Source organism: Pantoea sp. Ep11b, from assembly GCF_040783975.1.
Taxonomy (GTDB): Bacteria; Pseudomonadota; Gammaproteobacteria; order Enterobacterales; family Enterobacteriaceae; genus Pantoea.
Map to the genome: position 1 here is coordinate 1,972,413 of NZ_CP160631.1, position 26,429 is coordinate 1,998,841.

Genomic DNA, 26,429 nt, shown 5'->3' on the forward strand with positions numbered 1-26,429 from the left:
TCAACTTTCAGCTTTTTCGCAGGCTGAGTCCAGCTTTATCTGGTCTTAATGATCGCTGCCCCGCCGCTCGCCCTTGTTTTCTGATGTGTTAAGCTAAAAATTCTCAGTAAAATCAGCGGAGACACAGCATGAAGGCAGCATTCATTGCCCTGGGCCTGCTGGCCTGTCACATCGCCCCCGCCCGGAGCGAAACCGAATTTCAGCTTAACTGCCCTGGCCGGGCGACCATGATCGTTTCACGCGCCGAATATGGCTTAACCACGCTGATGTGGCCGGACAACCATTTCCAGATTGCCGCCGGTCAGCAGCGCACAAAGCTGGAGGCGGGCGACCCGGTCGCGATTACCCGTTTTCGCAATGGCGATCAGCTGATCGTCAATCAGCGCAGTCAGCAAGCCTTTTTTGTCTATCACGACAGCGATAAACTTCTGCCCTGCAGCCGCAGCGAAAAACGTGATGTGGATGCGCTGAGCCTGGAGCGTTACGACGACCGTCAGCGTTCCGATTCTTAACCGGGAGCCTGTTATGCAACCTGAGATTACCGATAATGTCACCACGCAGGATCTGGATGAGGTCAGGCTGGGCCTCAAGGCGCATAACAGCCACTTCTTCGACGTTGATGAAATCCGCGCGATCGGCGTCTTTATCCGGGACGAGCAGGGCCGGAAGCTGGCCGGGCTGACCGGTTCCACCACCGGTAGCTGGCTGCGGATTGATATGCTCTGGGTCAGTGAAACGTTACGCGGTCAGGGGGTAGGCAGTCAGCTGATGCAGGCGGCGGAGCAGGAGGCGCAGCGGCGGGGATGCCGCTATGCGCAGGTGGATACCGCCAGTTTTCAGGCGCGCCCTTTTTATGAAAAGCTCGGCTACACCCTGCGGCTCACGCTGGGAAACTATATCCTGCATCATCAGCGTCACTATCTGACCAAAGAGCTGTGATCAGAACAGCGGCTGCTGGCGCAGATCCAGCGGGTGCTGCTCGGCTTCATCGATCGCCGCCAGCCAGCTCTGCAGCGTGACCGTTTTCCAGGAGAGATGCCCGCGCGTGGTGCTCATCAGCACGACGTCAGGCCGCAGCGAGCGGTAGAACTCCAGCGTCTGGCTCAGTTCAGCCGGATTGCTGTCCGGCACCAGTACGGTGATCCACTGATCATGTGAGCGCGTCACCGTATCGCCCACAAACAGGTAGGTCATGCCCAGCGGCGACGTATAGAGATAGCTGGCGCTGCCCGGCGTGTGGCCGGGTGTCGGCAGCAGATGAAAATCCCCGAAGTGTGTCTCCGGCTGGGTGAAGGTGTCGTCCGGCTCAGCAAAACGGCTGATCGGGCCCAGCGACCGGCTGTGGCAGTAAAGCGCGCTGCTGAAGCGCTGCTGGATCACCGCTGTTCCCGGCGCCGACTCGTGCCAGTGGGTCAGATAGTGACGGATTACGCCGCCGCTATCGGCCAGCACCTCGTGATCGAGCAGGTTTTCAACCCGACCAATCAGCAGGTTGCCGCGTGGATGACGCAGCATAAATCCATGCATCATCAGGTCGTTAACGGCATCTTCCACCGGAAACTCCGGGGTTGAGATCCACAAATCGTCATACAACGGCTTCAATGTCGATCTCCTGAAACGTGCGCTATTCCCGCAGGACGGGGTGCCCGGTTACCTGAATCTGCGCCTGCCCGTGACGGACGGCTAACTCTGCGCGTGCGCCCAGCGGCAGCGTTACGGTATCCGCGTCATGACCGAAAGCCAGATCGGAGATGACCGGCAGACCGGTGGTGTCGCGCAGCCGCTGCCAGACGGTGCTGAAGTCAAAGCCATTGTCATAGTCTGACAGCGCCGTGCTGGTAAAACTGCCGGTGACGATCGCCCGCTGACGCGCCAGAATGCCGCTCTGCTCCAGCTGGATCAGCATACGTTCGATGCGGAACGGATGCTCATTCACATCTTCGATCACCAGAATGCCATTATCGAACTGTGGCATCCAGGGGGTGCCGATCAGGGAGCAGATCATCGCCAGATTGCCGCCCCACAGCGTGCCCTGCCATTCACCTTCATCCGGCGTTTCGCTTTGCCATTTCACCTCAAATGTCGGGGATGTCAATGCCTGCCAGAAGTGATGAAGGGTAAATTCGGATAAGGTCGCGGCACCGAAATTACCGGCCAGCATCGGGGCGCTGAAGGTGATCAGGCCCACCTGCGCCAGCAGCGCCAGCTGAATTGCGGTGAAGTCGCTGTGACCGCACAGCGCCAGCGGCTGATTCAGCAGACGGCGTTGCAAACCCGTGTAGTCAATCGAGGCCAGCAGCCGGCTGGCGCCATAGCCGCCGCGCACGGCCAGCACCACGTCGGGCAGCGTCGCGAGGCTGGCAAGCTGGTTAATATCTGCCAGTCTCTCCGCATCCGTACCGGCAAAGCGCTGAAAGCGGCGGGTAATCACCTGCTCGTTCTCAACCTGATGGCCGGCCGCGCGCAGTCGCGCGATGCCCTGCAGCGCCGCAGGCTGATTGTGGCAGTAACCGGAGGGGGAGATCAGACGGATTGAACGTGAAATCATCATACTTTCCTGCTGTTAGCACCTGATTTATCGCGATGATGACGAAAAGCGCCGCTGAAGTCACGGTACGCGCCGGATTTTACTGCATTTAGGATAAACGGTAATTTTGCTCACGCCCTGTCTGGGTATGATAGCATTCGCCACCACAGCGAAGAGACGAAAAATTGCTGAAAATCCGACACCTTATACTCTCAGCGTTACTCCTGACAGGCTGTTCCAGCGAGCCTCCGCATCAGATTGTTAAGCAGCGCAATACGCCGTTAACTCAGGCACCGCCGTCCAGCGTTAACGGAACCTGGGCCATGTTTACCGAAGATGCCGCCAGTCATTATGGCGTTGATGAAAAGTTGATCAGCGCCATTATCAGTGTCGAATCAGGTGGAAATCCGGGCGTTGTCAGCCGCTCCAACGCGGTAGGGCTGATGCAGATCAAAGCCTCCACCGCCGGGCGCGAGGTCTATCGCACGCTGGGCCGTCGCGGTCAGCCCTCCAATGCCGAGCTGCGCGATCCGGCAAAAAATATCGATATCGGCACCGCCTATATCCGTATCCTGCAGGACTCTGCGCTGTCGGGCATCCGCGATCCCCTGACGCTGCGCTACGCCACCATCGTCTCCTACGCCAATGGGGCCGGTGCGCTGCTGCGAACCTTTTCCCGCGATCGCGATCGGGCGATTGCGATGATCAATGCCATGTCCCCCGATGAGTTCTATCAGCATGTGCAGAACAAGCATCCGGCGGCGCAGGCACCGCGCTATCTGTGGAAAGTCACGACGGCGTACCGCACCATCTGAGCGGTCACAATCAGACCTGCGGCGTGAGCAGCAGTCGCGCCGTAGGATAGTCGACGATCAGCACGTTGATGTAACCGCCCAGCAGCGCCCCGCGGATGGCCTGGGCTTTTTCCCGTCCGCCCGCCAGCCCGACAACCTGTGGACAGCGTTTCACCTGCGCCAGCTCCATCCCGATCACCGGATCCTCTTCATCTTTCAGCACCGGCTGCCCGCAGGCGTCGAAATAGTGCAGGCAGATATCGCCCACCGCGCCGCGCGCCGCCAGCGTCTGCAACATTTCGCCGTCATAATAGTTGCCTGAATTTCGCAGCAGGGCCGAGGGCTCCAGATCGCCAATGCCGACAATTGCCAGATCGACCTGATCAAACTTACTCAGCACCTCAGCCACCTCTGCATTGGCCGACAGCCGCTGGCGATCGCTGACTGAATGCTCGATTGACTGCGACGGCAGCAGCCAGGCGGGGCAGTTGAGCAGCGCCGCCAGATTCTGCGTCAGGATCGTCGCCTGGACGTTGCCGTTTGCGCCAACGCCGCCCAGCAGCTGGATCACCCCTTTGCAGGCGCTGTTCAGCGGGTGCAGCGCATCCACCATCGCCCGGATTGTGCCGCTCCACGAGGAGATGCCAATCAGCTCGTCGTTGCGCAGCCGGGTTTCCAGATAGTGGGCGGCAGCCGACCCAATCGCCTGCTTGATCTGCAGGGAAGAGGCCTGATCCGGCACATCCACCACAATCGCCTGTGGCAGGTTGTAGGTCTGCTCAATCGCTTTTTCCAGCTCCGGGTAGACATTGGCCGGGGGCATCACGCTGATCTTGACCACCCCCTCTTTCACGCTGCGATTAAGCGTGCGTGAGACAAACGACTGCGAAAGGGTGAGCGACTGGGCAATCTCCGACTGCTTTAACCCTTCGACATAGTAAAGGGTGGCAATTTTTACCATCAGTCGCTGTTCGTCCTGTTTTGCCATCGGTTTTTCCCTCTATGACTCTGCCCGGTATTGTTAACCAGGATGATCAAAATCACAACGCAGGCTAATTTGTGATCGTTTTCGCTTTTTGACGATCGCGCATTGGACGCCGCCGCTGCGCGGGCGCATAGTCATTATGCATATAAAATCATAAATGAATATATATTCAAGCGAAGAAAATCAGCCCTTCGCTGCCTTAACTGCGCTGGCTGGGGCAACGGCCTGCTTAACCGCAACGATGCTGACGGCAGAGCAGGTTTCGCTGACGATAACCCGCTATTGGGTGTAACGGCATCTGGCAGAGGGGCATGACGGAATCGACACGATGACCGATCCTGCGGGATGCCGCAGGAGGCGATGGCAGTGAAATGAAAGCATTCAATGAGGAGGCAACAGCGGCAACATGCTGAGCGGAGCAGGTGGCAGAAGGCTCCGCAGCAGACCCGCCTGAAGACGAAGAGAAGAGGTAAGGTCACCAGGCCTGTTTTTCGCGACGGATTTTTTTTAACCATGCTGAATATATATTCACATCCGACTTAAAATTCAGAGGTAGTGTATGAATCCTTTCAATCTCCCGGTCGCGGAACTTGAGCGCCGGGCACGCGCCATCCGCCGCCGTATCATCCAGCTGAATGCGGGCAGCCCGGCGGGCGGCCATACCGGTGCCGATCTCTCTCAGGTTGAGATCCTCACCGCACTCTATTTCCGTATCCTGAACTGTGCAGCGGACCGTACCGATGATGACCAGCGCGATATCTACATCCAGTCAAAAGGGCATGCGGTTGGCGGCTATTACTGCGTACTGGCTGAAGCCGGTTACTTTCCCGCTGACTGGCTGGCCACTTATCAGCACGCCGACTCGGCTCTGCCAGGCCATCCCGTCCGGCAGAAAACGCCCGGCGTTGAACTGAACACCGGCGCGCTGGGACACGGCCTGCCAGTGGCGGTAGGCATCGCGATTGCGGCAAAAAAAGATAACAGTTCCCGTCGCATCTTTGTCGTCACCGGCGACGGTGAGCTGGCTGAGGGCAGCAACTGGGAAGCGGCGCTGGTGGCTGCCCATTACGGCCTCGACAACCTGATTATCATCAACGACAAAAACAAGCTGCAGCTGGCCGGGGCCACCCGCGACATCATGAATACCGACCCGCTGCCGGAAAAATGGCGCGCCTTCGGTCTGGACGTAACGGAGTGCAACGGCAACAACATGGCCGATGTGGTCAGTACCCTTGAAAACCTGCCGCAGAACGGTAAACCCCAGGTGATCGTCGCGCACACCGAAAAGGGATTTGGCATCTCCTTTATCCAGAGTAAAGCCGAATGGCATCACCGGGTGCCGAAAGGCGAAGAGATTGCACTGGCACTGGAGGAACTGAAAGATGAGTAATGCACAGCATTTAGCCAGCGTCATGGTTACCGCATTTATCGACGCCGTAAATCGGGGCGTGGATCTGGTGCCCGTGGTGGCGGACTCCACCTCAACCGCTAAAATCGCGCCCTTTATCAAAGCCTTTCCCGACCGGCTGGTTAACGTCGGCATCGCCGAGCAGACGCTGGTCGGCACCGCGGCGGGTCTGGCATTGGGCGGTAAGGTTGCGGTGACCTGTAACGCCGCGCCTTTTCTGGTTTCACGCGCCAATGAGCAGGTGAAAGTGGATGTCTGCTACAACAACACCAACGTCAAGCTGTTCGGGCTTAATGCCGGTGCCAGCTATGGCCCGCTGGCCAGTACTCACCACAGCCTTGATGATATCGCGGTAATGCGCGGCTTTGGCAACATTGAAATCTATGCGCCCTCCTGCCCGCTGGAGTGTCGTCAGATTATCGATTACGCCCTGGATCACGTTGGCCCGGTCTATATCCGTCTGGATGGGAAAGATCTGCCGCAGCTGCATGATGAAAACTACCGCTTCAGGCCGGGTGCCATCGACGAACTGCGCGAAGGTCGCGATATTGCGCTGGTGGCAATGGGCTCGACGGTTCACGAGGTGGTTCACGCCGCAGAGCAACTGGCTGAACAGGGGATTTCAGCGGGTGTGATCGCGGTTCCATCCATCCGACCCTGCGATACCCAACAGTTACGCAACCTGTTAAATCACTATCCAGCGGTGATCACCGTGGAAGAGCATAACGTCAATGGCGGCGTCGGCAGCCTGGTGGCCGAAGTGCTGGCAGAGGGCGGCTGCGGCATCCGGCTGTTACGGCTGGGCATCGCGGATGGCGAGTATGCAATTGCCGGCGATCGCGCCTCTACCCGCGCCCGTCATGGCATTGATGCCAGCAGCGTGGTGAATCATGCAGCGCGCATCTGCGCAGGAGAATAGTTATGGCGGGACCTCTGATTCTGGCAATAGACGAAGGCACCACCAACGCCAAAGCGATTGCGGTTGATCGCGAGGGGCGCGTAGTGGCACGGGGCAGCCAGAGTTTAACCCTGCAACATCCGCAGCCGGGACTGGCTGAGCAGGATCCGCTGGCGATCTGGCAGGCGGTCAGGGAGGCGATGACCCAATGCCTGGCGGCCTGTGGCGGCGCGCCGGTGGGCGCGGTGGCGATCAGCAATCAGCGCGAATCGGTCCTGATCTGGCAGCGGCGCGATGGCCAGCCGCTGACGCCGCTGGTGAGCTGGCAGGATCGGCGCTCTGAGGCACGCTGTCGTGAGCTGCGTCAGGCCGGTAAAGCGCCGCGTATCACCGGTCTGACCGGGCTGGCGGTTGACCCGATGTTTCCGGCGGCCAAGCTGGGCGACATGCTGGCCGCCATCCCAGATGGTCCGGCGCGGGCGGCAGCCGGTGAACTCTGCATCGGCACGGTTGACTGCTGGCTCAGCTGGCAACTCAGCGCAGGCGAGGTTTTCGTCACCGATCACGCCAACGCCTCACGCACCCAGCTCTACAGCCTGCACCTGAACGACTGGGATGACGAACTGCTGGCGCTGTTTCATCTGCCGCGTGCTGCGCTGCCGCGTATTGTCGCGTCCGCCAGCGAACAGGGCGCAGTAGCGTTAACGGATATTCCGGGTCTGGCACCGGGAACACCGATACTGGCACGCATCGGCGACTCCCATGCCGCACTGCAGGCGCAGCGGCGGGGAGAGGCTGAAGTGGTCAAGGCCACTTACGGCACCGGATCCTCACTGATGATGTCGATGGCGACGCCGCTGCTGACGGAAAACGGCCTCAGCACTACGGTAGCCTGGCACGATGGCACGCTGCGCTACGCCTTCGAAGGCAACATCACCCATACCGGTTCCGGCGCGGCCTGGCTGGGCAGGCTGCTGGGCGTGCAGGACCCGCGTGAACTGACCGCGATGGCGCAACGCTGTGACGACAATCAGGGCATCTACTTTGTGCCGGCGCTGTCCGGGCTGGGCGCGCCCTGGTGGGATTTACAGGCGCGCGGTATGGTGTGCGGTCTGACAGATGCCGCCACACCAGCGGTGCTGGCGCGGGTGGCGCTGGAGTCCATCGTCTGGCAAATCGCCGACGTCTTTTTCGCTATGGAGCAGGCCAGCGGCCAGCATCTTCCCGCGCTCTGCGTGGATGGCAGCGCCACCGAAAATCAGTGGCTGATGCAGCTGCAGGCCGACGTGTTGCAGCGGCCGCTGCAGCGGGTGCCGACCGCCGAGGTTTCTGCGCTGGGGGCGGCGCTGCTGGCCGGTAAAGTGCTGGGGTGGTGGCAGCAGGGCAGTGATATGCAGGCGCTGCAGGGCGGCAATGTGATTATGCCGCGTGAGGCGTATGCGCAGCCGATGCAGGAGGCGTATAAGGGCTGGATCGACGCCGTTGCGCGCTGTCGTTATCAGCCCCATGAGTCTCACGCCGCGCCGGGCCGTGGTAACACCTCTGCAGCCGTCAGCCTGCGGGCGTATCAGTGACCCCTGTGGTTTTTCCCGGCTGTCGTGCGGGTGAAGCGAGACGGCAGGCGCACAGCCGATGCGGACACAGGCTGTGCCGCATCGGCTTGACGACCGGCTTCGCCGGAGAGAGGTGCAGCAGAGGGGGATTAGCGCGCCATTCTGCGCACGTCGCCCTCATCATTCTCCACCGCCACCAGATCCACCGGTGGCAGATTACCGCCGCTGAACTCCACCTGGCGAATCGGGAAGGCGAAGCGAATATCGCGTTCTTCCAGGGCTGCCATCAGCTGCAGGTTAATCTCCTGCTGTATATCCATATATTTGTTGTAATCGGCATCCAGCACGTAGTAGACCACTTCAAAGGTCAGCTTCGAGTCCTCGAAAGCCAGGAAGTGGGCGCGGTCAAAACGGGTAGTGTCCACGCCCTGAATAATCGATTTCACCAGCGGGCTAATCTCACGCACCCGCTCTGACGGCGTCGCGTAGCTGATGCCAAACTTAAAGACGATGCGGCGCTGCTGCATACGCTTGTAGTTGTGGATCGTCTGCTGCAGCAGGATGGTATTTGAACAGACGATCTGCTCACCACTCAGGCTGCGCAGCCGGGTGGTTTTCAGCCCGATATGCTCAATCGACCCGGCAATGTCACCGAATACAATAAAGTCGCCATGCTCAAACGGCTTATCAAAGCCTATCGCCAGTGAGGCAAAGACATCGCTCAGCACGGTCTGAATCGCCAGCGCAATCGCGATACCGCCCACGCCCAGACTGGCGACCAGCGCGGTAATGTCGATACCCATATTCGACAGAATGGCGAGCAGCATCATGACCCAGACCACCACCCGCAGCAGAATACCCAGAATCACCGTGGTGACCGGGTTACGCACATGCAGCGGATCGCGCAGCAGGCTCTTCAGCCAGAGCCGGATGCCGCCGTCAATCCATAACGCAAGCTGCACGATCAGCGCCAGGAACCAGCCATGCGAGATGGCTGCGCGCCAGGAGGCGGGCAGATCGACGAACTTCAGGGCGATGAGCAGTGAAAAAATCAGCAGCAGGGTCTGGCTGGTGCTGCGCAGTATCTCCACCAGAATCGCAGTGGCGCGGACGTGACGATGTTCGCTGTAGAGAGCAATCCGGTTGGAGATAAAGCGAATCAGGGTACGCAGTACCCAGTAGATCACCAGGGTCGACACCACCACAATGGCGCTGTTAATCCAGAGGTCCTGATTGAAAAAGAGGGAGTGAAAACGACGTGATGCGAGCCAGTTTTCCATTGGGGAGAATCTCCTTGCTGGGTTCCGGTTTAAAAGAAACGAGCAAGAAGCATAGCCTGGATGCGCGCCGTTCGCGGGGCGCATCCCTGAAACGGTTACTGAAAACGGGTCGATTTATCGCGAGCCAGTCGCTCAAGCGCAAAGATAATCTGCTGCAGCTGCCGCTCCTGCGCGGGATTCAGCGTGTCAAAGCGGAAGCTAAGCCGGGGCGTGGTGCGGGTTTCATTTTTGCGGGTCACAACGCTGCGTTCGCCAATGTGCAGCAGCCTGACCGGCACTTCAAAATGGCCATACTCGCCCAGTTCAACCCGGAACTGGCTGAAGCTGTCGCCGTTCTGCAACGTTTCCGGCAGCGCCTCATCCACCAGCACGCCGATGCCGCCCAGCGACAGATCCTGCAATCGCAGCCGCGTTTTTGTGCCATCCGGCCAGACGGTATGGCACCAGAACTGCGGTTCAAGCGGGGCGGTCACGCGGAAAAATTCCCGGCGCTGAATCTGCCAGAGCAGCTCAGGCAGCGGCGCGCTGAAAGCGGGCAGGCCCTCGAACTCCACCTTTTGCAGCGCGGCAAGGCTGAACTCCACCTTCGCACCACAGGTTTCGGCGACGATGCTGAGATCTTCGCTGTGAAGAGCGTAATCGTTATCCAGATTGTTACTGCCGAGATCAAATACCAGGCGCGTTTCATCGGCCGCCAGCATCCGGCTGATGATCTGCCCGCGCGGAAAACTGACCAGAAGTGGCGTCTGCGCCCGAAGCAGATCTTTCATCACGCCCAGAACCGCCAGCGTGCCACGTTTGAGATATTGTTCCTGGTCGGTTTCTTTCACATCCTGCTCCACAAGAGGGTCACTGTTCTGCGCTGTTTTTCTGCCTCGTCACGGTTATCGGCGCAGGTAAAAAAAGCTTTAGCCAGGGCAGCCTGAAAAAAGGTGTGCAGAGACAGGCATATCCTGAAAAGCTGTCTATACTTATCGCAGTAAACCGCTTGATTAATCAGGCGTTCACGATTTAATCATAAAAAGGAAGGAGCAACAGATGGGTATTATTTCCTGGATCGTCTTTGGCTTAATCGCGGGTATTCTGGCGAAGTGGATTATGCCGGGTAAAGACGGTGGCGGTTTCATTCTGACGGTCGTTCTGGGTATCATCGGTGCCGTAGTGGGTGGCTGGATCAGTACACTGTTTGGCTTCGGCCGCGTTGACGGGTTTAACTTCGGCAGCTTTGTCGTGGCTGTGATCGGTGCCATCGTGGTGCTGTTTATCTACCGCAAAGTACGCAGTTAACCGGTACAGTTTCAATAAAAAAGGGGACGAAGCGATTCGTCCCCTTTTTTTATCTGTTACATGCTCATCAGAAGTCGTAACCCACGGTCGCCATCACGCTGCGTTCCGCACCCCGGTAGCAGTAGCCCGTGCCGTAGCAGCCCGCCACGTAGTTGCGGTCGGTCAGGTTATTGGCATTCACCTGCAGCCAGGCACCTTTCAGGCTGTTGTTCCAGACGCCCAGATCGGCCTTCACGGAGGCATCGAACAGCGTGACAGAAGGAACACGGGTGGTATTTTCGTTGTCCGCCCACTGTTTGCCGATGTAGCGCACACCCGCGCCGGCACTCAGGCCGTAATCAAACTGATAGTGACCCCAGAGCGCCGCCATGCTATTGGGTGTTACGTAAGGCGTGTGACCGTCGTTGCCATCCACCGAATCTTTGTAGCGCAGATGATTCAGCGTGTAGCTCGCGACGGTGCTGAGGCGCGGCGTCAGCTGATTGTGTGCTTCCAGTTCAATCCCCTGCGAATGGACTTTGCCCGATGGCGAGTAGGTCGCCGTCTGAACATTCCGGTTTGCCACATCTTTCTGCGTCAGATCATAAACCGCCACGCTGTAGAGATCGCGGCTGCCCACCGGCTGATATTTCACCCCGGCTTCATACTGCTCAGCGGTGGTCGGCTTCAGCAGATTATTGTTGGGATCGGTGAGGGCGGTCGGGGTGATCGACTGGCTCCAGCTGACATAAGGCGAAATGCCGTTGTCGAAGGCGTAGAGCAACGCAGCGCGACCGCTGACGTGATCATCCTGACGACGGGCGCTGCCGCTGTTGTTCGCCACGATACGGTCATAGCGGCCGGAGAGATCCAGATGCCAGCGATTCAGCTTCATCTCATCCTGCAGGTAGAGCCCGGTCTGATAGTAGCGACGGGTTTTACTGGTCCAGAGGTAGTCAGGCATCTCGCCCACCTGCTCGCCGGTCAGGGCATTCAGCTGCGAGGCTGAGCCGCTGGCGGCCACGATATCATTCTTATAACGGTGGTACTCGCCACCCACCGAGACGCGATGCTCCAGCTCACCGGTGCTGAACTCTGCCGTCAGGCGGTTATCGGTAGACCAGGCGGCCAGCGAGGATCGTTCGCCGGAGTAGTAGCGGTTCAGCAGGTCGGGATTAGTGCGATCCCAGCCAATCTGATAGACCTGATCGAGATCGACATTCGAGTGGCTGTAGCTGCCGGTAGAGGCGAATGACCAGACGTCGTTGAAGCGGTGACCAAAATCGAAACTGTAGATCTGTTCGCGACGTTTAAACTGGTCGAGGTCGCTGTTGCCTTCATAGAAGTCGTTGTTCAGCTTGTAGCCGTTGTGTTCGTTAAGGCTGCCGTCGCCGGGAACGGAACCGTGATAGCCACCAGAGGGATCCTTCTGCAGGTAGGCTTTCAGGATCAGGTGGGTATCCTCATCCGGCTGCCACATCAGCTGCGGCATCAGCGCATATTTCTCTTCGCGCGTATGCGCGTACTGGGTATCGCCGTTGCGCGTAATACCGGTCAGCCGGAAGGCCCACTGATCGTTAATGGCGTTGGTGTAGTCAAACATCGTGCCGGTGGTGGCATTACTGCCGGCCTGCAGCTGGATGTGACCCTCTTCGCTGAACTGAGGACGTTTGGTCACCATATTGACCAGCCCGCCCGGCACGGTCTGCCCATAGAGTGCAGAAGAGGGACCTTTGATCACGTCGACACGCTCCAGGAAGGCGTTATCAACCTGCAGAACGTTGAAACTGCCGCCGTCGCTCATCAGCCGCATGCCATCAAGGAAGGTGTTATCGACATCGCCGCCGTGGAAACCGCGCAGTGCGATGGTGTCATAACGGGTGGCGGCACCGCCGAAATTGGTGAAGACCCCCGAACTGTAACCCAGCGCCTGATTCAGGGTCAGCGCGCCCTGATCCTGCATCTGCTGGCGGGTCACCACCGAGATGGACTGCGGCGTAGTGATCAGCGAACGGTCGTTTTTGGTGGCGCCCTCGCTGGTGGTCGCCAGATAACCCCGGGTAGGGGAGGCGGAATCTTCCAGCGGTTGCGCGGTCACCACCATATCGGCAGCAAAACTCAGAGCGGGCGTGGTCAGCGCCAGAGTGCAGAGGGGAACATAACCTTTCAGCGGCAATGACAGTTTCATCAACATTCCTTTCTTAGCAAAGCGGTCAGGCAGGTGGATAATATTCTTGATAGGCAATCTCATTATCATAATGAGAATTATTACCTTTTATAAATTCGCTGCAATTTTGCCTGCGGATGAAAAAAGTTCAAGTAAAATTCGCTGAAAGGGGGGAGAGGATACCTCCGGCAGGGCCAGAGGTATCCGGAGAGCATTAAGGTTGTGAAGCTGACGCCTGAGGAATATCGTGGGCGCTGTTACAGGTTTTCTCTTTCGGACAATATTTATCAAGCAGCTTCAGCGTAACGCCATTGGTCCAGCCGAAACCATCCTGCAGCGGATATTCGCCGCCACCGCCACCGCCGAGGTTTTTACCCTCGACGACATATTTTTCAACCAGCTTATGCTCCCGGTCATAGGTGTTCTGAACGTTCTGCAGGAAGCGGACGCCCACCTCTTTTGCCAGTTTCGGCTGGTTGTAGTGTTCCAGACCCTCGACGGCGACCCACTGCAGCGGTGCCCAGCCATTCGGCGCATCCCATTGCTGGCCGTTGTTGACGGTCGTAGTCACCAGACCGCCCGGCTTCAGCAGCTGTTTTTCCACCGCGCGGGCGGTGCTTTCAGCCTGCTTATCGCTGGCGACCTGCAGATAGAGCGGGAACAGCGTCGCAGCGGTCAGCTGCGGATGGACCTGCTTTTTCTGCCAGTCATAATCGGCATACCAGTTCTGTTTACTGTCCCAGAGATAGCGGTTGATAGCCGCCTGGCGCTTCTCTGCCCGGTCTGCGAACTGCTTCGCCAGATCGGTCTGCTTGTTCATCTGATAGGCTTTTGACAGCGTCTGCTCCAGATGGAACAGCAGGCTGTTGAGATCGACCGGCGCCAGCTGCGTGGTCCGGATGGTCGAGAGATTATGCGCGTCGGTAAACCAGCGTGAACTGAAATCCCAGCCCGAGGCCGCACCGGAGCGCAGCTCGCGATAGAGTTCCGCCTTATTGCGCTGAGGCGCTTTCTGCGCGGTGGCGATGTCATCCATCCAGGACTCGGTGCGCGGCACGTCACGCGCATCCCAGTAGCGGTTGAGCAGCGTGCCGTCTGCCAGCTTAATCACCCACTTGCTGGCTGCACCCGCCGCGACGTTGTCGCTGTCCGCCATCCAGTAGTCATACTCTTTCTGCAACTGCGGCAGATAGCGGGTGTAGGCCTGGCCGTTATCGTGGGTTGCCAGCAGATCGACCATCAGGCTGAAGAACGGCGGTTGTGAACGGCTCAGGTAGTAGCTGCGGTTACCGTTGGGGATGTGGCCATAGCGGTCGAGCAGGGAGGCGAAGTTATCCGTCATATCCTGCACCTTATCCCAGTGGCCGCTTTCGGCCAGGCCCAGCATGGTGAAGTAGCTATCCCAGTAATAAATTTCGCGGAAGCGTCCGCCCGGCACTACATAAGGTTTGGGCAGCGGCAGCAGCGAATCATACTGACCGGCGCTGCTGGCCGTGCGAGTCAGCACCGGCCACAGACCATCGATGTGCTCACGCAGATTCTGTCCGGCGGGCGGCACATATTTGTCGCCCGCGGCGGGCAGCGTAAAGTTGGCATCGACAAAATGTTTCAGGTCGAAATTGCGCTGTTTCTTCTGCATCTGCCAGTCAGCCAGAATTGAAGAGGGGTCAAATTTCGGCACCGCATCAGCAAAGGTTTTTTGATCCGGATAGAATTTCGCCTGCTGCACGGCATTGAACAGCGGGCCTAAGCGGATATCCGGCGGCTGCGGCTGATTATTCAGCATGCGGCTGCTGTCATCGGCCTGGGCAGTAAAAGCGGGTACGCTCAGCAGCAACGTGAGCAGAAAAGGTGCATAACGCTGACGCCGTTCGGCGGCGTTTACCTCAATTTTTATCATCGGTTTTTCTCCTTGTCCGAAATGCGGCCGCGCGTAACGCATTGACCACAGGACCAACTTTAGACCTTATCTGACCATTTCACCCTGAAGCGAGCCGGAAATGTGAAGCCACAGGAATTATTGACCGGGAAAAAATCGCTTTTCTGACGGCTTTTTCTTGCTCTCACGCCGCTTTTCCTGGACGCTGAAAGAAAAAAGGAGAGCAGGATGGAGATCATCTGGTATCACCCGTCGCAGTCTGCCGCGGCCTGGATTAAGGGTTTACAACAGCGCCTGCCTGAGGCAACGGTTCGTGCCTGGCAGCCCGGCGACAATCGGCCAGCCGATTACGCGCTGGTCCGTTCCCCGCCCGCTGAGATGCTGCAGGGCCGCGCCACGCTGCGCGGGGTCTTTGCGCTGGGCGCGGGCGTGGACGAGATCCTGAAACAGCTGCAGCAGCATCCGGACATGCTGCCCGACAGCGTACCGCTTTACCGGCTGGAGGATACCGGGATGGCGCGACAGATGCAGGAGTACGCGGTTCACAGCGTGCTGACCTGGTTTCGTCGGTTTGACGACTACCGCCTCCAGCAGCAGCAGGCGTGCTGGCAGCCGCTGCCGCCTTACACGCGCGAAACGTTCACCGTCGGCATCCTCGGTGCGGGCGTGCTGGGGCAGAGCGTGGCAGAGAGCCTGAAACCCTGGGGATTCCCGCTGCGCGTCTGGAGTCGATCGCCTAAAACGATCGACGGAGTGACCAGCTTTGCCGGCCGCGAGATGCTGCCCGCGTTCCTGCGCGAGACGCGGGTGCTCATCAACCTGCTGCCGAGCACGCCGGAAACCGTGAACCTGGTCGATCACACCTTTTTGCAGCAGCTCCCGCATGGCGCCTTCTTCCTCAATATCGCGCGTGGTGCGCAGGTGGTGGAAGCCGACCTGCTGGCCGCGCTCGATAGTGGACAGCTGAAAGCGGCGGCGCTGGATGTCTTTCAGGTTGAACCTCTGCCCGAGGCGCATCCGCTCTGGTCCCATCCGCGCGTCACGATCACGCCCCATAATGCGGCGGTAACCTTGATCGACGAAGCTATCGACTTTATCGCCCGCGCAATTCTGCAGGATCAGGCAGGTGAGCAGCCAAAAGGCAGAGTGGACCGTCAGCGTGGCTATTAATCAATCGGCCCTGTCAGGGGCAATCAGCAGGAGAAGAGGATGTATCCGGTAGATCTGCATATGCACACCATCGCGAGTACGCATGCTTACAGCACGCTGCATGACTATGTGGCTCAGGCGAAGCAAACCGGCCTGAAACTGTTTGCCATTACCGATCACGGTCCGGACATGGCCGACGCACCGCATTACTGGCACTTTATTAATATGCGCATCTGGCCGCGGGTGATTGACGGCGTGGCAATCCTGCGGGGTATTGAGGCCAATATTAAAAATCAGCAGGGCGAGATCGACTGTTCCGGCCCGATGCTCGATGCGCTGGATTTGGTCGTCGCCGGTTTTCACGAGCCGGTCTATGCACCGCGCGACAGAAAGCATCACACCGACGCTATGATCGCGGCGATGGCGAGCGGGCTGGTTCATATCATCAGCCATCCGGGCAATCCGAAGTTCCCGGTCGATATCCCGGCTATCGCTGAAGCCGCCGCCTGTTACGATGTGGCGCTGGAGCTGAATAACTCCTCCTTTACCCATTCGCGGCCGGGCAGCGAACCCAACTGCCGGGCTATTGCCGCCGCGGTACGCGATGCCGGTGGACGGCTGGCATTTGGCTCCGATTCTCACACCGCCTTTACGCTCGGGCATTTCGACCATTGCCTTCGTATCGCCCGCGAAGTGGATTTTCCGGAGGATCGGGTGCTGAATGTCACGCCTCGTCGCCTGCTCGATTTTCTGGAAATGCGTAGCGGCAGACGGATTGCTGAACTGGCTGACTTTTAGCGCCAGGTTACGTCATCAATACGCTCGTCATGATGAGAATCCCCGCTTTAATCTGCGGGGATATGAGGGGTAAAGGGGGTGTTTTAACCTAATTTTCTCTGGTCAAGCCAGCGACACAACGATAGAGCGGCAGACCGAAGCAGCTCGGCTTTACGCAGTAGAAAACAATCCTGAATATCATTAGATGCGTGATGAAGATGTTTCAGCGTTTAAGGGCAAAAACAGCGGATGTGCTGATTTATCGATGATGTCAAAGAGAGGCGATCCCTTCGGATAGCGCGTTGTATGTTGAGAACCTCTGCCGCCTCAGCCGCGCTGACGCTACTACTGCAAACGAATAATCTGTTTGTCTGTTACATCCTGGCCTGACCATGATTACCGGGATGGAAGGCAAGAAATCTATCCGTGAAAGTGTGAACCCAAATCCTATTGATTTATTGGTTTCGATCTTACTGTTCATAAGAGCCAATAAGGAGTCGTTGACTAAACAAAAGCGTGTTTTTGGCAACGTTGCCGCCCTGGTGGAACGTTGAAAACAAGGCCAGGCCGTTAACATTAAAAGCGCGGATAGCTCTCCTTGAAGAATATACGACACCGAATCATAGTATGAGGGTGTAAAACCTCCCCCGTCTACCGGGAACCGAAAAGAAGGCCATAAAGCCATTTTTACAAGGGTGGGGGGGCCAGTCGTGGGCGGTCGCCAACCTTAAAAAGATGCAGGTTAACCATGTGTTGATTGACGAAAAGATGTTCGCGCCATCATCTATGATCACACCGCTAAAGTTCTTTCTGGCGGTGCAGAAGTTGAATTCCATGAAACGATGCTCAAGGACAAGAAAACGGCGCTTGCCGCCGTTCAGCAGAAGGTAACAAACATCACTACGGCGATCGCGATGGGGGGGAATATTGCCAGCTTGGTTGAAACACTCACCACACTGGAAGCAGGAAAACCTCACTTCCTGACTGAGATTGATAAACTTCAATAGCGCGATGCGTTAAGGGGCAGTGATAGCGATTCAGACGAGGCTATCAAGCAGGTGAATGGCCTGGTTACTCCTGATCTGCTGTGCTGAAAGATATAACGATCCCTGATCGTATTACGCTTCGGGAAATTGTCCGGTCCGCGTTACCTGTGGTCACTTTTTCCAGACGAGCAGATAAGGTGCTGAAGATCGATTTTAAATTTCCTGAGAACAACCATCTTGTTTACCAAGGGATGATGAACGGGAAGGAAAACCTGCACCCAACTCAGAACAGCGGCAGAGGGGCAAAAAGTAAATGACATCTACAGCAAGATCGGTAATACATTTTCCGTGGCTATGGGGGAATCAATAACGTTAACAGATCCATACGTCGCAGCTGATCGGCGAATCGTGGCAGTGCCTGGACTCCCTGAGCTTAGCGGCAAGGACTTCTTTGAGAAAAGATAAGATTCAACGCCATTAATGAAAGTAGCTCACCAGGTGGCGTTAAGGTGATGACAGGCTTGCTAGTGTCTGCCGTGTGTTATCACCAGAATCAAAATCATCGCGATGACAAAGAACATAAGACTCGCAAGTGCAAGGTATAGCTCCAGATAAAATGGCCCGATCAGACGTTTGGGTAATCCACGGATGAAATCTTTGTCATCATTCTTTGTAAAGTTTGAACTTTTATTCCAGAGCAGCGGCTTGAAAATAAACTGCATTTTTACACTGTAAGCGAAGTTCACATAGAGAGTGTTAACGTGCTCAAAAACTTTCACCATTTCCGGCAAATCGCCGTATTTATCCTTATATAATAAGCATATTTCTGTGAAGCGCTTTCGATTTAACACAGACATCATGATACTTGCAGCCCCAAGTAGCATTGCTACTACCCATACGATAGCTTCGGCAATCATGAAGTTAATCATTGTTCATGATCTCATACAGTGTATTTATAATTTCGCCTGTTTTTTCACCTGCCCAACTAAAAGTACTTTCACTCCCGTATGAGATGCCTCCTGCAACACCAAGCGTACAAAGTAAAGCACCTGCGCCGCCAGCCTCAAAAGTCGCGGCCCCCAGGACTACGGCACAGACTGCATCCGTTGCAGTACCTGCCAGGATTTTTGTGGCAATCCTTCCTCCAATCAAACTCCCAGAAAATTCACCGATGGAAGTAAACGAGGTTTTGGCGCAATCCCTGCCAACGGTGCAGGCTTCGGTGATCTTCGCTGCGGTATCAAAGGCAGACAGGCAAACGCCGATTTTTCCGGCTGTTTCCATCCACTTGACGTACTTCGCCAGTTTTTCGATGTGCGTCGCGTAACCTTCAATATCGCTAACACCTGTTTCATTCCAACGGTGAGTGATTGAACGGCTTGAGAGGCCAAGGGCACTTTTCAGATCGGCATACTCATTGAACATGAAGCGATGTTTCATAAACATCTTGAGAACACTATCAAGCTGACCAAACAAGCGGCGGCGCTCAACAAAAAATTGTTCGCCAATTAGTGTGCCGCTGGTGATGTACTGTTTTTTATATGTCTTCTCGATCTCGACGAGAATTTTTTCCACTCTCCTGAAATATTCCTTCGCTGCTTCCGTCGCTCTTCCCACATCTCCGGCAGTATCATTTGCAATAGTGGCAGCGGCTGCAAACATCTCAATGGTGTCTTTGTGTTTGAAAAGAAAGTTGGCCTGCTGGATTGAGAGCGGCGCTAATGCTGCATCAATCCGCTGTTTTGCGGCCTGCATATGAGCGATTTGCTTTTCATCCTGCTTTTTGGGGTCAACCACCAGCATGATAGAGCCTGCTTTGTATCTTTCATCCGGGCCGTTAAGTGTAGCGAATAGATCCTTTACCCCTGCTGGCGGATTCTCAGTGAAAAGCAGGCGTTGCCAGGCTTCTGTAGTACCACCGTAAGGGATAATGGCAAAACCTGCGTCAATGCCTGTTTTCTTTTTCGCGGTTTGGGCCTGTTCTTTTGGCTCGGGTGAATCGATTGGCCTTGGAAGTACAGGCATCTTAACAAGGTGAGATAGGTCTATGTGCGTTACTGTTGGTTCTCCACTCAGTTCGTAATCATCATCCCAGTTTGAATTCAGGAATTTGGATTTACAGGGGCAGGAGCTATAGCTGTGCAGTGTTCCGGCAATCCTTTTGCCGTGTATGTCATCATCAAGTCCACCGCAGATACGGTAAAACCCTGGATGTTTACCACAAGTGACTTTATGCCCTTCGCAGGATATATCTCTGTCAAAATGCTGGTGATCGCTCCATCCTTCAATGATAACGCCACCACATCGAGTTTTATCTCCCCTGAATAAATAATATCCCTTAACCCCCATCAGTGCTTACCCCCCCACAACGGGTCCGACTCCCGACGTCTGCAAACCGTAAAATGTGCGCTAACGGGCGGCTTAAATACTTTTCGTTATTTTCTTTGAGTTCTTTCCGGATTATGTTGTCACAGAGAGACAAAAGTTCTTCATCATATGGAAGCCGTGCATGGGCTTCGCGGATTTCGGGCGTTATTTCGTAAGTGTATTGCTGCATAAATCCCTTTACTGATTGCAAATCCATCTTAATATGCAACGGATTGTACAAATGATAATCACAGGAAGGAAGTGGTTTTTTCTTAAAGTAAAACTGCGTTCCATATTATATTTCTGTTGAATGATTTACGGGTTTTCATTCGGCTTGTTAAATATCGAAGGTTTTGATCGCTGCACGTTTCTTCGACTTCGTTATGTAAGTGAATGTGCCTGCAGCACTGTTTGTGCAGATGCAAAGAAGCTCACCTTTGGGCAAAGGTTGCGATTCAGAATTATTAAGAGTGATCCATCCTGCGTCGGCACACAAGGCCATCATAAGCCTGTAAGGTACTGATACATAAATTTTTATCGTGCAGTCCTTCATTGTGTTTATGGTGACTCACATAGGCATTCCAGCAAGATAATCAAAAAATTATCGATAGGAGGTAGTTAAGTCTGGCCAGGAATTCGGACCGCATTTTGTCGGTTCGGATCTGGGATTCTTATTCCCCCCCTTCATTGAAATTGTGTTGACCTGCTCCTCCATCACCGTAGTTTGGGATGATGGCGAAGCACCAAAGACGAACGCGTGTGAAATTGCGACTTCGATATTTAAAGACAAGAGGAGTGATGTGAAGTGTCTGGTTGAGGAGGACGTGAAGAAGGATTCAGACAAAAATTATCAAGCGAAGCGGCGTTGAGTAACGGCATTGATATTCCCATCACCGTTGAAGAGCGAGACGACAGTTATATTTACATGACGTTGGCACCGCTCGGGGGATGGTTCAGAGGAGCATTTTCCCTGCTTTCAGCAGGATTGAATTTGAGAAATCCAGTTGATGCTGCCACATCAAACCTTTGTGTACCGCTGGCTGGTATGGTTCACTAGTGAGAATGCCCGCTTGAATTTTTATGTGTGTATTAGCGCGCGCTGTGCTGTAGTGAAAGGTGGCCATGTTAAGTAAATATGCCACCAGCATCAGAAAGCGACGTGGCGCTTCAGAAATTGCACATGCGGCTACGCCTGGCCTCCGTGCCATACTGACGTGCGTCACAGTAACTACGCTGTAGAGCGGTGTCCGTCGGTAGACTAGTTCTTCCAGACTGCGCTTAACCTTATCAGGGCTTTCATGGAATACGCTTTTCAGCATATCCATTTTGAAAACTTTGTTGGATTCCAGCCATTCGGTCAACCTAATATCCAGCATCGATCGGGATTACTGAATCATGCTGGTTTACGTCGCTGTATATTCGCAGCGATTCAGGTTTAAGCCAGCCAGATCATATTGCCGGAACCAGAAGTAAAGCGCATCAATATTCCCTTCCTTCTGCAACCATTTATCCGAGCAATCAAAAAATTGCGTGGTATTTTCACGATCCTGTTGGTGCTCAAGGTAGCTACAGCGTATGGATTGCTGTTCGCTTTTTTATGGATCATCTTCATCATTTAATTTTGTGCAAAGTATTTTCGATTTTACTAATGGCTGATAAGCGCGACGAAGCAGTCAGATGGCGGGTTTCTGGCTCCGATTCTCACACTGCCTTTACGCCCGGCCATTTCGACCACTGTCTGCGTATCGCCCGCGAGGTGGATTTTCAGGAGGATCGGGTGTTAAATGTCACGCCTCGTCGCCTGCTCGATTTTCTGGAAATGCGTAGCGGTAAACGCATTGCGGAACTGGCTGACTTTTAATTTACTTTGCCTCAAGGAAATCTGACTCATGAATGAGTTTTCCATTCTCTGCCGCATCATCGGCTCACTGTTTAACCGTCAGCCGCAGGATCCATTGCTGGTGCCGCTGTTCACGCTGTTGCGTGAAGGCAAACTGCAGTCGCAGTGGCCGCTGGAGCAGGATGAGCTGCTGACGCGTCTGCAGCAGAACAGCGATCCTCAGGCGCTGGCCGCCGATTACAATGCACTGTTTATTGGCAGCGACTGCAACGTGCCGCCTTACGCCTCACAGTGGCCGGAAGGGAAAACCGAGCCGGAAGTGCGTGCATTCTTAACCTCGCGCGGTATGCCTCTGAGCGATGCGCCTGCTGACCATTTTGGTGTGATGCTGCTGGCGGCGTCCTGGCTGGAAGACCAGTCCGCAGAGGATGAGAGCGCCGCGCAACTGGCGCTGTTCGAAGAGTATCTGCTGCCGTGGTGCGGCGCGTTCCTGGGCAAAGTGGAGGCACACGCCAGCACCGCCTTTTACCGTACGCTGGCGATGCTGAGCCGCGAAGCGATTCAGGCGATGTACAACGAACTGCTGGAAAGCCGCGAATCGGGCGACGACGCCTGATTTACCATTCTGCCGGGTGGGTGCCCGGCGGCGATCCGGCGGTAGCACAGAGCTGCGGCGTGCCGGGCAGTCGGGCAGCGGCCTTAAGCCTGACCCCGAACCCCCACGGCGTTAATTCATAACAGGGCAGGTTATCGTTCACCTGCGGCACAATGCCGGTGCCCGCGATATGATCCGCGGGATGCTGCTGCAACAGCCAGGCGGTGCGCGCCAGCGACAGCCGTACCTGGCTGCCGTGTCCGGCTGTCAGACGTCGCCGTAATCCCTCCAGCACCGCCGCCGCCAGCAGATAGCCGGTGGCATGATCCAGCGCCTGAACCGGCAGCGGGACCGGCTTATCGCTCTGCTGCCACTGCATTCCCCGTTCGGCAATCCCGCAGCCCATCTGGACCAGACTGTCAAAGCCGCGACGATTGCGCCACGGCCCCTGCCAGCCCCAGGCATTAAGACCCGCATCGACCAGACCCGGTGAGAGGGAGTGCAGCGTTTCTGCATCAAACCCGAGCCGCTCAAGTGCATCGGCCCGATAGCCATGCACCAGCACGTCGGCTTCGCGCAGCAGGCGAACAAACTGCGCACGATCGGCAGGCTGGGTCAGATCGAGCACCGCGCGGCGTTTGCCACAGCTCATCTCCTCATCCAGCGTCGGCTCCTGCCAGCCGGGCGGATCGATGCGCAGCACGCGGGCGCCCAGACTGGCAAGAAAGCGGGTCGCAACCGGCCCGGCTATTATCCGCGTCAGATCCAGAACTCTGATGCCCAGCAGTGGTCGGGCGCGGGGCAGCAGCCACGCAGGTGCCGGAGCCGGAAGCGTGCTCTGCCAGCTGAACAGCGGTTCACGCTGCACCGCCAGGCCCTGCGGATGTTGCTGCCAGGCGGCGGCGCTGCGCATCTCAGCCGCGCAGCCCCCTGCGTCGATAATCGCCTGCTCCAGTTCGCTGGCCTGCCACTGCCGGACCTGACGCGCCAGTGTCGGGCGATCGGCATGACGGCCCAGCACCCGCTCCATCGCCTGGCGATGATGCGCCGCGTTCGTGTGCAGACGGATCCAGCCATCCCGGCTCTGATAGTCGCCCGCAAAGAGGTCCCACAGGGCGGGTGCTGCACGGTTCAGGGGACAGAAGCTCTGCTGAAACCAGCGTGAAGCGAGCCGGACGTTCACGCTAACGGGCGGTGAAAACACCTCAGGGCTGGAGGCAGCGAGCAGGTCGGCGACGGCCTGCGTCGCGAGTCCGGTGCTGGTGGCCGCCAGCTCGCTGACGGCAAAGGCGGAAGAGAAAGTGGCGCGATCGGTAAAGACGGGAAGCGGCCTGATAGCGTCGTGGCCCCGCAATCCCTGCTGCATCTGCTGCCACAGCGAGCCAGCGAGCGATAAGTCCATGCTGAATTTCCTTACGGCGGTTTTATCTAAGCATAGCAGGCGGTATCAGCGCCGCCGCAGGCGGGGAAAGCGGGCGTGCATCCGCAGATTACGCAGGTTCAGAACTGCGATAGCGGTGCCCAGCACCACCAGAGAAGCGCCGATAATTTTGAAGCTGTTAAGGCTGTCGCCCAGTACCACAATTCCCATCAGCACGGAGAGCACCGGCGTCAGCAGCGAATAGGGCATGATCAGGTTGACGTTGTACTTCTTCAGCAGCATATACCACAGCGTATAGGCGACAATCGAAGACGCGATGGCGCTGTAGAGGATGGCGAACCAGCCGCGCCAGCCCGCATGTTGCAGGGCATAGAGCTGATGGGACTCCATCACCAGACTGGATCCGCCGACGATCGGTATCGCCAGAAACGCAATCCATCCGGTCATGGTCAGCGGTTTAATCGGCGGCGACTTCTTGACGATCAGATTACTCACCGCCCAGCCGGTGGCGCTGCACAGCAGCAGACAGAGCACCCACCATGAAGGAATGGTCGGGCTGCCGGATAGCACCACCACGCCGCTCAGCGAAATCATGATGCCCATCAACTGCACCAGTTTCAGATTCTCTTTGAGCACCGCCATCGCCAGCAGCATCGCAATCGGCGTGCCCAGCTGCACGACAATCGCGCCGGTGCCGGCATCGGTATAGCGCAGGCCGACGAACAGCAGCGAGAAGTGCATAAAGCCGAACGTGAAGGCCAGCAGCAGCAGCCAGGGCAATTGCTGACGGGTAATGCGACAGAAGGGCACCAGCACTATCGCCACCACGACAAAACGCATAAACGTCAGAAACAGCGGCGGCAGCTCCAGCAGACCCCATTTCACCGCGACGTTATTAAAGGCCCAGATAGAGACCACCATCAGAATCAGAAAAAAATGCCGCACAGCCACGATAATATCCTTTCGATGTTTTTTGCATAGCCTGCTAATGATGGCACGAACTCCGGCAATCCAGCCAATCGCTGGCAGAAATTTTCTGCGACAGCCCCGCCGCCTGGTGAGACTTTTTATGGCATTGATGGCAGACTGATTTGAAACGACTTCTGAGAGGATCTGATTCGGTATGACCCCTGCATCCGCCTTACCCCTTGCGTTAATTCAGCTTGAAGTCCCGCCCGCAAACGTCGTCGCGCAGATTGGTGAACAGCCACGCTGGTTCATCGATGCACTGGATCTGCAGCCTGATGATTACCTGATTGTCCGGCCCCATCTGGGCGAGGCGTTGCCCGATTTTGACCAGATCTCCGGCGCGATCCTCAGCGGCTCCTGGGCGATGGTGACCGATCACGCCGACTGGAGTGAACGCAGCGCCGCCTGGGTGCGGGCAGCGATTGACCATCGTCTGCCGCTGCTGGGCGTCTGTTACGGCCATCAGCTGATGGCCTATGCGCTGGGCGGTGTGGTGGCGGACAATCCTCAGGGCTGGGAGCGTGGCCTGTTACCGATTCGCTGCACGGAACAGGCGCAGCGCGATCCGCTTCTGCAGAGGCTGCCCGCCTCGTTCAGCGTCTGGCTGTCGCATCGTCAGTCGGTGATCACCGCGCCGCCTCACGCGCAGGTGCTGGCGTCGTCTGGGCGCGATGGCTGTCAGATCGTGCGCTATTCGCCGCAGGCGTTATCGGTGCAGTTTCATCCCGAATTTTCCCGGCCGATTATGAACGCCTGTCTGCCGCCGGACACGATCGAAGAGTGTGCCGGGCGCGACATTGAGGGCAAAGACTGGGCGCGTGAACTGCTGGTCTCATTCTGGCAACAGACGTGCCCGGTCGTCAGACAGGCTCAGGGCGCGTAGTGACGGGTACAGCGATAGACCCAGGCGGGCGGCACATTCTTCAGCACCCTCTGGCGCTCCCAGGTGAAGTAGCGTGAGAGATCCGGCTGGGTCAGCGAGGTGTACTGGAACTGCACAAAGACGCCGTCCGGCCCCAGCGCGTTGAATACCGCCCGCAGAATGGCTTCACGCAGGTCAGGCGGTAAGGATAACAGCGGCAGGCCGGAGAAGATCGCGTCATATTCGCCGTTCAGATATTCAGCCGAACAGGTGCGCACGGTCATGCGGGGGTCGTCGAGGGCATTCAGCCTGTCCGCCAGGGCGGTGCTGATCTCAAAGGCATCCAGGGTGGCGTCGGGGGCCATCTGCGCCAGTATCTGTCGCGTCAGCACCCCATCGCCCGCGCCGAGTTCGGCGATGCGTAATGTTTCAGACCACTGAACCGACGCGGTCATCGTCCGGCACAGGGTCTCTGATGAGGGCGTAATGCTGCCCATCTTGCGCGGGTTACGAATAAACTGATGCACGAAACTGGCCTTGGTGCGCATCAGGGTCATAGCTGAAGCCAGCATACTCATCTCCGTAATCTGTTCATCCTCACGTTGACCCCGCCACGCCGCACAAGTTTCTCGCGGCATCCGTCTGCAGGGAAAAGTCAGAATATTCCTGAGACACCCCGGAAACGCTTAATCCTTCGGAGCGGTCACAGTTTCGGCCTGAAAGACCTGACACTCTCTTGATGTTGC

The 26,429-nt window shown here is 56.8% G+C and carries 25 protein-coding genes and 2 pseudogenes; 14 read left to right on the forward strand and 13 right to left on the reverse strand.

Annotated elements, in window-relative coordinates:
* Positions 1-128: 128 nt before the first annotated feature.
* Positions 129-512, forward strand: coding sequence for a hypothetical protein (locus AB1748_RS09375; RefSeq protein WP_367395391.1), 384 nt, complete (start codon positions 129-131; stop codon positions 510-512).
* A gap of 13 nt (positions 513-525) precedes the next feature.
* Positions 526-939, forward strand: coding sequence for a GNAT family N-acetyltransferase (locus AB1748_RS09380; RefSeq protein WP_367395392.1), 414 nt, complete (start codon positions 526-528; stop codon positions 937-939).
* Here the strand turns inward: AB1748_RS09380 and AB1748_RS09385 are convergent, their stop codons facing one another.
* Positions 940-1,602, reverse strand: a complete 663-nt coding sequence (locus tag AB1748_RS09385; protein WP_367395393.1) for an MBL fold metallo-hydrolase — start codon at positions 1,600-1,602, stop codon at positions 940-942.
* A gap of 22 nt (positions 1,603-1,624) precedes the next feature.
* Complete coding sequence (ldcA, locus tag AB1748_RS09390; protein ID WP_367396332.1) at positions 1,625-2,548, reverse strand: muramoyltetrapeptide carboxypeptidase; 924 nt, start codon at positions 2,546-2,548, stop codon at positions 1,625-1,627.
* 164 nt (positions 2,549-2,712) lie between these two features.
* Here ldcA and emtA point away from each other — a divergent pair, with 164 nt between their 5' ends.
* Positions 2,713-3,342, forward strand: a complete 630-nt coding sequence (gene emtA / locus AB1748_RS09395; RefSeq protein ID WP_111138705.1) for a membrane-bound lytic murein transglycosylase EmtA — start codon at positions 2,713-2,715, stop codon at positions 3,340-3,342.
* Positions 3,343-3,352: 10 nt separating this feature from the next.
* Here the strand turns inward: emtA and AB1748_RS09400 are convergent, their stop codons facing one another.
* The gene (locus AB1748_RS09400; protein WP_111138706.1) at positions 3,353-4,309 is read right to left on the reverse strand and encodes a sugar-binding transcriptional regulator; all 957 of its coding nucleotides are present in this window, start codon (positions 4,307-4,309) and stop codon (positions 3,353-3,355) included.
* Positions 4,310-4,865: 556 nt separating this feature from the next.
* Between AB1748_RS09400 and AB1748_RS09405 the strand changes: the two genes are divergently transcribed.
* From AB1748_RS09405 to AB1748_RS09415, 3 genes are read left to right on the forward strand one after another with little or no spacing between them, the layout of a single operon-like run.
* Positions 4,866-5,696 carry a transketolase gene (locus AB1748_RS09405; protein ID WP_111138707.1) on the forward strand — a complete coding sequence of 277 codons (831 nt, stop codon included), beginning with the start codon at positions 4,866-4,868 and terminating at the stop codon, positions 5,694-5,696.
* The gene (locus AB1748_RS09410) at positions 5,689-6,633 is read left to right on the forward strand and encodes a transketolase family protein (RefSeq protein WP_111138708.1); all 945 of its coding nucleotides are present in this window, start codon (positions 5,689-5,691) and stop codon (positions 6,631-6,633) included. Before AB1748_RS09405 ends, AB1748_RS09410 begins: the two co-directional genes overlap by 8 nt.
* 2 nt (positions 6,634-6,635) lie before the next feature.
* Positions 6,636-8,186 carry an FGGY family carbohydrate kinase gene (locus AB1748_RS09415; protein ID WP_367395394.1) on the forward strand — a complete coding sequence of 517 codons (1,551 nt, stop codon included), beginning with the start codon at positions 6,636-6,638 and terminating at the stop codon, positions 8,184-8,186.
* A 128-nt stretch (positions 8,187-8,314) separates the two neighbouring features.
* On the opposite strand, the gene AB1748_RS09420 is transcribed toward AB1748_RS09415, so the two are convergent.
* The gene (locus tag AB1748_RS09420; protein WP_367395395.1) at positions 8,315-9,445 is read right to left on the reverse strand and encodes a mechanosensitive ion channel family protein; all 1,131 of its coding nucleotides are present in this window, start codon (positions 9,443-9,445) and stop codon (positions 8,315-8,317) included.
* 95 nt (positions 9,446-9,540) lie between these two features.
* Entirely contained in the window at positions 9,541-10,275 is a 735-nt protein-coding gene (locus tag AB1748_RS09425) for a flagellar brake protein (protein ID WP_111138718.1), read from the reverse strand.
* A gap of 208 nt (positions 10,276-10,483) precedes the next feature.
* Here AB1748_RS09425 and AB1748_RS09430 point away from each other — a divergent pair, with 208 nt between their 5' ends.
* A complete protein-coding gene (locus AB1748_RS09430; protein ID WP_009090782.1) occupies positions 10,484-10,732 on the forward strand; it encodes a GlsB/YeaQ/YmgE family stress response membrane protein in 249 nt (82 codons plus the stop codon).
* A 67-nt stretch (positions 10,733-10,799) separates the two neighbouring features.
* Here AB1748_RS09430 and AB1748_RS09435 read toward each other — a convergent pair whose 3' ends face one another.
* The gene (locus AB1748_RS09435; protein WP_367395396.1) at positions 10,800-12,899 is read right to left on the reverse strand and encodes a TonB-dependent siderophore receptor; all 2,100 of its coding nucleotides are present in this window, start codon (positions 12,897-12,899) and stop codon (positions 10,800-10,802) included.
* Positions 12,900-13,092: 193 nt separating this feature from the next.
* Entirely contained in the window at positions 13,093-14,778 is a 1,686-nt protein-coding gene (treA, locus tag AB1748_RS09440) for an alpha,alpha-trehalase TreA (RefSeq protein WP_367395397.1), read from the reverse strand.
* A gap of 207 nt (positions 14,779-14,985) precedes the next feature.
* On the opposite strand from treA, the gene ghrA reads away from it, so the two are divergent.
* The 3 genes from ghrA to AB1748_RS09455 all read left to right on the forward strand — a co-directional run bounded on the left by ghrA (position 14,986) and on the right by AB1748_RS09455 (position 17,690).
* Positions 14,986-15,927 (forward strand): glyoxylate/hydroxypyruvate reductase GhrA, encoded by a 942-nt coding sequence (gene ghrA, locus AB1748_RS09445; RefSeq protein ID WP_367395398.1) that lies wholly within the window; start codon positions 14,986-14,988, stop codon positions 15,925-15,927.
* A 39-nt stretch (positions 15,928-15,966) separates the two neighbouring features.
* On the forward strand, positions 15,967-16,704 hold the full coding sequence (locus AB1748_RS09450; RefSeq protein WP_367395399.1) for a phosphatase: 738 nt from the start codon (positions 15,967-15,969) through the stop codon (positions 16,702-16,704).
* 821 nt (positions 16,705-17,525) lie between these two features.
* Positions 17,526-17,690, forward strand: coding sequence for a hypothetical protein (locus AB1748_RS09455; protein ID WP_158527497.1), 165 nt, complete (start codon positions 17,526-17,528; stop codon positions 17,688-17,690).
* A gap of 503 nt (positions 17,691-18,193) precedes the next feature.
* On the opposite strand, the gene AB1748_RS09460 is transcribed toward AB1748_RS09455, so the two are convergent.
* Together AB1748_RS09460 and AB1748_RS09465 are read right to left on the reverse strand one after the other, a co-directional pair.
* A complete protein-coding gene (locus AB1748_RS09460) occupies positions 18,194-18,586 on the reverse strand; it encodes a hypothetical protein (protein ID WP_111141736.1) in 393 nt (130 codons plus the stop codon).
* A gap of 4 nt (positions 18,587-18,590) precedes the next feature.
* Complete coding sequence (locus AB1748_RS09465) at positions 18,591-20,018, reverse strand: PAAR domain-containing protein (RefSeq protein WP_111141726.1); 1,428 nt, start codon at positions 20,016-20,018, stop codon at positions 18,591-18,593.
* 629 nt (positions 20,019-20,647) lie between these two features.
* On the opposite strand from AB1748_RS09465, the pseudogene AB1748_RS09470 reads away from it, so the two are divergent.
* Positions 20,648-20,979, forward strand: a pseudogene (locus tag AB1748_RS09470) (hypothetical protein); the annotation flags it as partial.
* A 10-nt stretch (positions 20,980-20,989) separates the two neighbouring features.
* On the opposite strand, the gene AB1748_RS09475 reads toward AB1748_RS09470, so the two are convergent.
* The gene (locus tag AB1748_RS09475) at positions 20,990-21,397 is read right to left on the reverse strand and encodes a hypothetical protein (protein WP_367395400.1); all 408 of its coding nucleotides are present in this window, start codon (positions 21,395-21,397) and stop codon (positions 20,990-20,992) included.
* 329 nt (positions 21,398-21,726) lie between these two features.
* Here AB1748_RS09475 and AB1748_RS09480 point away from each other — a divergent pair.
* A pseudogene (locus tag AB1748_RS09480) lies at positions 21,727-21,897 on the forward strand (phosphatase); the annotation flags it as partial.
* A gap of 28 nt (positions 21,898-21,925) precedes the next feature.
* Positions 21,926-22,492 carry a molecular chaperone gene (locus AB1748_RS09485; protein WP_293769632.1) on the forward strand — a complete coding sequence of 189 codons (567 nt, stop codon included), beginning with the start codon at positions 21,926-21,928 and terminating at the stop codon, positions 22,490-22,492.
* A gap of 1 nt (position 22,493) precedes the next feature.
* Here AB1748_RS09485 and AB1748_RS09490 read toward each other — a convergent pair whose 3' ends face one another.
* The gene (locus tag AB1748_RS09490; RefSeq protein WP_367395401.1) at positions 22,494-23,873 is read right to left on the reverse strand and encodes a CoA transferase; all 1,380 of its coding nucleotides are present in this window, start codon (positions 23,871-23,873) and stop codon (positions 22,494-22,496) included.
* 45 nt (positions 23,874-23,918) lie between these two features.
* Positions 23,919-24,803 (reverse strand): DMT family transporter, encoded by an 885-nt coding sequence (locus AB1748_RS09495; protein ID WP_111141716.1) that lies wholly within the window; start codon positions 24,801-24,803, stop codon positions 23,919-23,921.
* Between the two features lie 172 nt (positions 24,804-24,975).
* Here AB1748_RS09495 and AB1748_RS09500 point away from each other — a divergent pair, with 172 nt between their 5' ends.
* A complete protein-coding gene (locus tag AB1748_RS09500) occupies positions 24,976-25,704 on the forward strand; it encodes a glutamine amidotransferase (RefSeq protein ID WP_367395402.1) in 729 nt (242 codons plus the stop codon).
* Here the strand turns inward: AB1748_RS09500 and AB1748_RS09505 are convergent.
* Complete coding sequence (locus tag AB1748_RS09505) at positions 25,692-26,255, reverse strand: class I SAM-dependent methyltransferase (RefSeq protein ID WP_293769644.1); 564 nt, start codon at positions 26,253-26,255, stop codon at positions 25,692-25,694. The genes AB1748_RS09500 and AB1748_RS09505 overlap by 13 nt on opposite strands.
* Positions 26,256-26,429: the final 174 nt, after the last annotated feature.